7 protein-coding genes are annotated in these 6,888 nt (G+C 51.1%); 3 read left to right on the top strand and 4 right to left on the bottom strand.

What is annotated here, in order from left to right; all coding sequences use genetic code 11:
* Window positions 1-203: 203 nt before the first annotated feature.
* Complete coding sequence (locus AC1HCM_RS05650) at window positions 204-2,639, bottom strand: ATP-dependent Clp protease ATP-binding subunit (RefSeq protein WP_479460796.1); 2,436 nt, start codon at window positions 2,637-2,639, stop codon at window positions 204-206.
* Window positions 2,640-2,742: 103 nt separating this feature from the next.
* On the opposite strand from AC1HCM_RS05650, the gene AC1HCM_RS05645 reads away from it, so the two are divergent.
* From AC1HCM_RS05645 to AC1HCM_RS05635, 3 genes are all read left to right on the top strand, one after another.
* Window positions 2,743-3,627 (top strand): HepT-like ribonuclease domain-containing protein, encoded by an 885-nt coding sequence (locus tag AC1HCM_RS05645; protein ID WP_479460795.1) that lies wholly within the window; start codon window positions 2,743-2,745, stop codon window positions 3,625-3,627.
* Window positions 3,624-4,310: an SDR family NAD(P)-dependent oxidoreductase gene (locus tag AC1HCM_RS05640; RefSeq protein WP_479460794.1), complete on the top strand. Its 687-nt coding sequence runs from the start codon at window positions 3,624-3,626 to the stop codon at window positions 4,308-4,310. The genes AC1HCM_RS05645 and AC1HCM_RS05640 overlap by 4 nt, the downstream gene beginning before the upstream one ends.
* 132 nt (window positions 4,311-4,442) lie before the next feature.
* Window positions 4,443-4,565, top strand: coding sequence for a hypothetical protein (locus AC1HCM_RS05635; RefSeq protein WP_479460793.1), 123 nt, complete (start codon window positions 4,443-4,445; stop codon window positions 4,563-4,565).
* Here the strand turns inward: AC1HCM_RS05635 and coaBC are convergent.
* From coaBC to AC1HCM_RS05620, 3 genes are all read right to left on the bottom strand, one after another.
* Complete coding sequence (gene coaBC / locus AC1HCM_RS05630) at window positions 4,562-5,746, bottom strand: bifunctional phosphopantothenoylcysteine decarboxylase/phosphopantothenate--cysteine ligase CoaBC (protein ID WP_479460792.1); 1,185 nt, start codon at window positions 5,744-5,746, stop codon at window positions 4,562-4,564. The genes AC1HCM_RS05635 and coaBC overlap by 4 nt on opposite strands.
* A 3-nt stretch (window positions 5,747-5,749) precedes the next feature.
* Window positions 5,750-6,559 (bottom strand): DUF4384 domain-containing protein, encoded by an 810-nt coding sequence (locus AC1HCM_RS05625; protein ID WP_479460791.1) that lies wholly within the window; start codon window positions 6,557-6,559, stop codon window positions 5,750-5,752.
* Window positions 6,559-6,888, bottom strand: a 330-nt coding sequence (locus tag AC1HCM_RS05620; protein WP_479460790.1) for a hypothetical protein, incomplete at its 5' end; no start/stop codon positions are given. The genes AC1HCM_RS05625 and AC1HCM_RS05620, both read right to left, overlap by 1 nt.

Below are 6,888 nucleotides of genomic sequence, written 5' to 3'. Positions count from 1 at the left end.
TCCTTTGTGACGAGGAGCTCCTTTATAAGCTCATCGGGAACGTACCTGTTGCCTCTTATCTCTATCTTTGATACGGTCAGGGCAAAGGACAGAGTAAGGGTTATCAGAAGTGATAGGAAGAAGAGGAAAGGTCTAATCACGAAATAGGTATTATACAGCAAGTAGGGAAAGAGCAGGTCCCCGGAGAGACTCCGGGGTGCTTATCACTTAAGCAGTGCTTCTTCCAGCTTCTCCTTCTTCTTTACGGGCTTGATGTAGGGTTTGTCGCCCCTTACCCTTATCTCAACGAGGTCAACGTCCTTTAGGGTTCCCTTTATAAGCTCTTCGGCGAGCAGGTCCTCAACGTGTTTCTGGAGAGCCCTCTTGAGGCTCCTCGCACCGAACTCCGGTCTGTACTCCCTCTTTATTATCCAGTCAACAAAGCTCTTGTGAAGCTTTACCTTTATATCCCACTCTGCGAGCTTCTCGTTGACCTCCTTGACCTGGAGCTCAAGTATCTTCTCAACATCCTTTTTCTCAAGGGGTCTGTAAACGATTATCTCGTCAAGCCTGTTCAGGAACTCGGGGTTGAAGGTCCTCTTGACCTGATCCATAACGTTCTTCCTCATCTGTTCAAAGTCAATCATTCCGAACTTCTTCTCAAAGCCCATCGTTCCGCCCTGAACTATCATCCTCGCTCCGAGGTTGGAGGTCATGATGATTATGGTGTTGGAGAAGTCTATCGTCCTTCCCAGACCGTCGGTCAGCCTTCCGTCGTCAAATATCTGCAGGAAGACGTTGAACACGTCTGGATGAGCCTTCTCAATCTCGTCAAAGAGGAGAACGGAGTATGGTCTTCTCCTTACCTTCTCGGTCAGCTGTCCACCCTCTTCGTAGCCAACGTATCCGGGAGGCGCACCTATGAGCCTTGAAACGGTGTGCTTCTCCATGTACTCGGACATGTCAAACCTTATGAGGGCATCTTCCGTTCCAAAGAGGTACTCGGCGAGTGCCTTTGCGGTCTCCGTCTTACCTACGCCCGTCGGTCCGAGGAAGAGGAAGACACCTATCGGTCTGTGCTTGCCCTTCAGACCGACCCTTGACCTTCTTATGGCTTTGGCTACAGCCTTTATAGCCTCGTCCTGGCCCACGACACGCTTTTTAAGCTCCTCTTCAATGTGAAGGAGCTTCTCCATATCGCTCTCGTGAACCCTTCTGACGGGAATTCCGGTCCACCTCGCCACCACCTCCGCTACGTCCTCGGGCGTGACCTTGGGTCTGTCCTTCTCTATCTCCTGCTTCCACTTAGCCTTCAGGTTTTCAAACTTTGCCCTGAGCCTCAGCTCTTCATCCCTTATGTTGGCAGCCTTTTCATAGTCCTGTTCGTTTGCAGCCTCTTCTTTCTGTCTCTCAAGCTCCTTTATCTGTTCCTCAAGCCCTTTGAGCTCCGGCGGGAGGTCCATAGCCTTGAGCTTCACGAGGGCTCCGGCTTCGTCCACGACGTCTATAGCCTTGTCGGGTAGGTTCCTGTCGGTTATGTATTTGACCGACAGAGACACAGCCTTCTCAAGGGATTCGGGCGTGTACTCAACTCCGTGGAACTCCTCAAACTTCTTCTTGAGTCCGTACAGTATCTGTACAGTATCCTCTTCCGATGGTGGGTCAACGAGAACTGGCTGGAACCTTCTCTCAAGGGCTCCGTCCTTCTCTATGTACTTCCTGTACTCATCAAGGGTGGTCGCACCTATGACCTGTATCTCGCCCCTTGCGAGGGCTGGCTTAAGCATGTTGGAGGCATCTATGGACCCTTCGGCGGAACCCGCACCGACGAGGGTGTGTATCTCGTCAATGAAGAGTATGACGTTAGGAGCCTTCTCAAGCTCCTTGAGGATGTTCTTGAGCCTCTCCTCAAACTGACCCCTGTACTTTGTTCCCGCAACCAGAGCAGCAAGGTCAAGAGCCACAACCCTCTTGTTCAGGAGGGGTTCGGGGACTTCCTTGTTTGCTATCCTCTGAGCGAGCCCTTCAACTATAGCGGTCTTACCCACACCGGGGTCTCCGAGGAGAACGGGGTTGTTCTTCCTTCTCCTGACCAATATCTGGATGACCCTCTCTATCTCTCTCTCCCTTCCTATTACGGGGTCAAGCTTGCCTTCCCTTGCCATCTGGGTGAGGTCCCTTGAGAACCTGTCAAGGTTTGGAGTAGGCGCGTACTTGACGCTCTCCTGAGGGGGGAGCTCCCCGAGTATCTGCAGAACCTCACGCCTGACGGAGTACTCATCAAGACCGAAGCTCCTCAGAATCCTTCCACCGAGTCCGGTTTTCTCCCTGACTATACCTATGAGAAGGTGCTCCGGACCGACGAACTGGTGGTGAAGGATCCTCGCCTCTTCAACGGCGAACTCTATCACCCTCTTGGCGTCCGGGGCGAAGAGTATCTCTCCCGTGTGGGAGCCCCTGTTTATCTGCCCCATCACAGCCTTTCTTACCTTGTCGGGTGTGAGCCCGAACCTTGAGAGGACCAAGGTCGGGATGTCCTCTTCCTTTATCAGGGCGAGCAGGATATGCTCACTCCCGAGGTAGCTGTGTCCCAGGTCAAGAGCTTCCTCTCTCGCCTGGAGTATGACCTGTCTTGCTCTCTCGGTAAACTTTTCAAACATGCTCTAACCTCACTTGAGTTTATAAGATAACAATAGGATGGGCATATGACAATACCATGTTTGAGGTCATTGAAGTCAGCGCTGCGGTATATATTTAAAGCCAATGGCAAAGAGCGGTAGGAAGAAGAGCTTTAAGATAAGCCTCATAGTTGAGGCTTTCCAGAACCTTGAGAAATCTTACGTTGACCTTAAAAAGCACCTCTCCCTTCCCAAGGAGGAGTTCACGAGCAACAAGCTCGTCCTTGATAAGGTGAGGATTGACTTCAACTTAGCCTTTGAAAGCACGATGAGGGTATGCAGGCACATGTCCACCGTTCTTGGGCTGAGAACGAGCTCAAAGGACTGCCTCGTGAAGCTTGCGGAGCACATAGGCATGAAGGACGTGGACAAGCTGAGAGCCTTCACCGAGTTTTACTTCAAGTACAGAGACCTTAAGGAGGCTGTATCACCCGAAGAGCTCTACGATTTCCTCAGGGATAACCTCGTTATGTTCAAGGAGTTTGCGAGGGCTGTGGTGGAGTATGTGAAGGAGACAACGGGGAACTACCTCCTCATAGACTTTGACCTCCTGAACGAGAAGTCCAAGTTCATAAAGGATTCGGTAAAGAAGATAGGATTTGTTCTTGAGCAGGGTCTTGAGGAGTTCAAGGAAAAGCCCATGTACTACGACAGGACCAAGTACTTTTATCAGGTAGCCTACGACTCTCTCTTTGATATATGCAAGCACCTCGCACCTAAGTTCGGTATAAAGAAGTTCGGGGATGACTGCCTCTCAAAGATGGTTGAGGCTGGAGTAATTCCCCAGGAGTACTACATGGACGTTTTCAAGATGACGAACCTAAAGAACAGGTTGATAAGCACATGGGAGGTGCCCCCCGAAGAGCTGTACAGCTCTCTGAAGGAGCTAAATCCGAAGTTTGAGATAATAGTGAGGGAGATATCCAAGAGCCTGAAAAAACTCCTTGAGGAGAGGAGCGTAAAGAGATGAGACTCTTCATAACCGGCATAGGTTCAGGTCTTGGGAAGTCACTGGTGGAGGAAGCCCTCCTAAGGGGGTACGAGGTCTTTGCTCTCAGCAGACACCTCCCCCCTGAGCTGAGAGGAAAGGTACGCTTTGTAAGCTGTGACCTGAGGGAAAGGGAGAGGATGGCGCCTGCGGTGGAGAGGCTCTTAAAGGGCGTCGCGGGGCTTGACCTTGTGATATTGAATGCTGGAGTTCTGGGTGAGTTCGGGGACATGAAGGATGTTCCCCTTTACAGGATGGAAGAGGTTATGGATGTGAACGTCTGGGCTAACAAGGTGATAATTGACACCCTCGTTGATATGGGCGTAAAAGTAAGACAGCTCGTTGGCATATCCTCTGGAGCATCTGTAAACTGCAACCGCGGATGGAACGCCTACTCCATATCAAAGGCTGCCCTGAACTGCCTTCTGAAGCTCTACGCAAGAGAGATGGAGGAGACTCACATAACAGCCCTCGCCCCCGGGCTCGTTCTGACACCCATGCTTGAAGAGGTAATGAAGCAGGACGAGAGAAGGTTTCCTTCTGTAAAGCGCATAAGGGAAGCCCCCAAGAGAACCCCCGAGGAGGCAGCGAAGCTCCTCTTTGAAACATTCCCTAAACTCCTTGAGTTTGAAAGCGGTTCTTACGTGGACGTCAGGAAGATTTAGGCAAGGTATGTCGGGGTTGCCATTTGGGGTTATATTTTCCTTATGGAGTGGGGCAGGTTTTGACAATTATCTTCGGTGTAGCAGGTTTCATGGGGATATTCATGTTCTTGAATTAACAAGAGGATAGATAGTGTGGAGAAGAGGATGGATGACTTGAGGCAGGATATGGATAGGAGGTTTGATGCAGTGGAGCGTAGGCTTGACAGGATAGAACAGCTCCTATATAAGGTCTTAGGAATAGAGAGGAAAAGTTAAGTATTCTTTGTTTTCCAGCCAGCGATCTCCGCAACTTTTTCTAATATGAGCTCGGCACTGCTGAGCTTGTCTTCAAACTCAAATTTCCGGGTGCCTTCCTTGCTTATCAGGTATCCCCTGTGGTGCTTTGCCCCCATTACCTCTACGGGGTTAGCAACTATGAGGTCAAGGTTCTTCCTCCTTAGTTTATCTTTTGCGTTCTCTATCAGGTTTTCACTCTCAAGAGCGAAGCCAACGAGGATCTGCCTCTCCTTCCTCTTCCCGAGCTCCTCAAGGATGTCGGGGTTCTTCTCAAGCTCAAGGGCGAAGCTCTCCTTCTTCTTAACCTTTTCAGAGAACCTCTCCTTAGGTCTGTAGTCCGAAACCGCAGCGTTCATTATCACAACATCCGCCCAGCTAAAGCTCTCAAGAACCCTCTCCCTCATCTCTTGGGTGCTCCTTACCCTGATAACCTCTACCTCCGGAGGTTCCTTAGCGGTTGTGAATCCCGCGATTACCCTCACCCTTGCACCCATCCAGCGGGCAACCCTTGCGAGGGAGAACCCCATCTCACCGCTGGAGTCGTTGGAGATAAAGCGCACCGGGTCTATGTACTCACGGGTCGCACCGCAGGTTATAAGAACCTTCTTACCCTCAAGCCTTTTCGGAAAGAGAGCCCAGCAGAGCCAGTCAAGGAGCCTCTCTTCCGAGGCGAGCTTTCCCTCTCCCTCTTCCTCACAGGCTAAGATTCCCCACTCGGGTTCAACGATTATAGCTCCCATCCTCTTAAGCCTCTCTATGTTCTCCAGAACTGCAGGGTTTTTATACATCACCGTGTTCGCCGCTGGAGCTATCAGGAGCTTTCCCGAGTAGGCGAGGGCTGTGGTGGTCAGCAGGTTGTCCCCTATCCCGAGGGCGAGCTTTGAGAGGGTGTTTACCGTGCAGGGAGCTATAAGAAAGACCTCAGCCCAGCGGGCGAGGTTTATATGAGCCAGAGGCTCATCCTCCCAGTCCACATAGACCCTGTTTCCGGAGAGAGTCTCAAAGGTCAGCCTGCTTACGAATCTCTGGGCAAAGGGCGTCATCACAACCTTAACCTGAGCACCCGCCTTCTTGAGCTCCCTCACGAGGCTGGCAGACTTGTAAACCGCTATTCCGCCCGTTATGCCGAGCAGAACCCTTCTTTGGCTCAGCTGTTTCATAAATCAATAAATAACATAGGAAACATCAACCATATCGTAGTTTTCCGGTCCTATCTGGGTCAGTATATCGCTGAACTTCTCTACTGTCTCGTGGTAGGAGCTTCTCAGAAGCCTGCGAACCCTATCCTCATCGGAAGCAAAGGCAAGGGGAAAGAGCTCCCTGAGTGCGCTTATCCTCTCCTTTGTGCAGATGAAGAGTATCTCCTCCCTCTGGGGAAGAGGAAGCTCCGGCATGGGGAAGACAACGAGCCTGTACCCCGCGGATAGCATCTTGCCTGTCGGGAACATCATACTTCCTGAGACCTTTCTGTGCGGTTCGATAGGGTTAGGATACAGGCGGAAGACTCTGCCCTTTGCGTCCACGCCGAACAGGTAAGGAAAGCACTCCCTTTCGGAAGAGAGCTTGAGCCTTATCTCCTCACCTTTCCTGATCTCCTTCTTGTCCGTGAGCAGCACAAGACCGAAGTCCGCAGGTTTCACGCCCCTTTCGGGCAGCTCAAAGCTTACCTTAACTCTGACACACACCTGATCTTTGCCTTCAAGGACGGGAGCGGAAAAAATGGGGTCACCCACAAGCTTGACCGTCCCGAGGGCACGGGTCTGGATTATGTCCCTCATCAGCCTGCCGTTCACTATTAGGCTCTTTGAGCTTATGAGGACACCCAAGTATTTCTCAACCGCTTCTATCTTTGCATTCTTGAGGGCTTCTCTCTTTGCCTCCTTGATGTCGGAGCTACAGCCCTCCCCTTCGGACTCTACCACCGCACCGAAAGAAAGGGCAAAACTAACGAGCAATAAAAAGAACCTCACCATCACTCTACAGGGAAGACCTCAAAGTCCTCGGGACCCCATACATCCGGAGATTGAGAGGGGTCGGATGACACTTTCCTTACCCATTTTCTCAGAGGTTTAACAAGCTCTCCCACTTCTACATACCCATCATCGTCAAAGTCCAAATTCACAAGCCCGGAACTTGCCATCTCGTAAAGCGCCCTCGTAAAAGCGGAATACCTCTTTTCCTTATCCACGTTTGATAGTTGCCCTGCCTTTGTAGAGAAGATAATAGCTATATCGGTAAGCTTCGGCTTGTGAACTATAACCGCAGGCTTCCATGGAGGCTTTACCCTACAGGCGTCTATCAT

The sequence above is a fragment of the Hydrogenivirga sp. genome, assembly GCF_056450045.1.
This window is presented reverse-complemented; position numbering and strand designations above follow the sequence as displayed.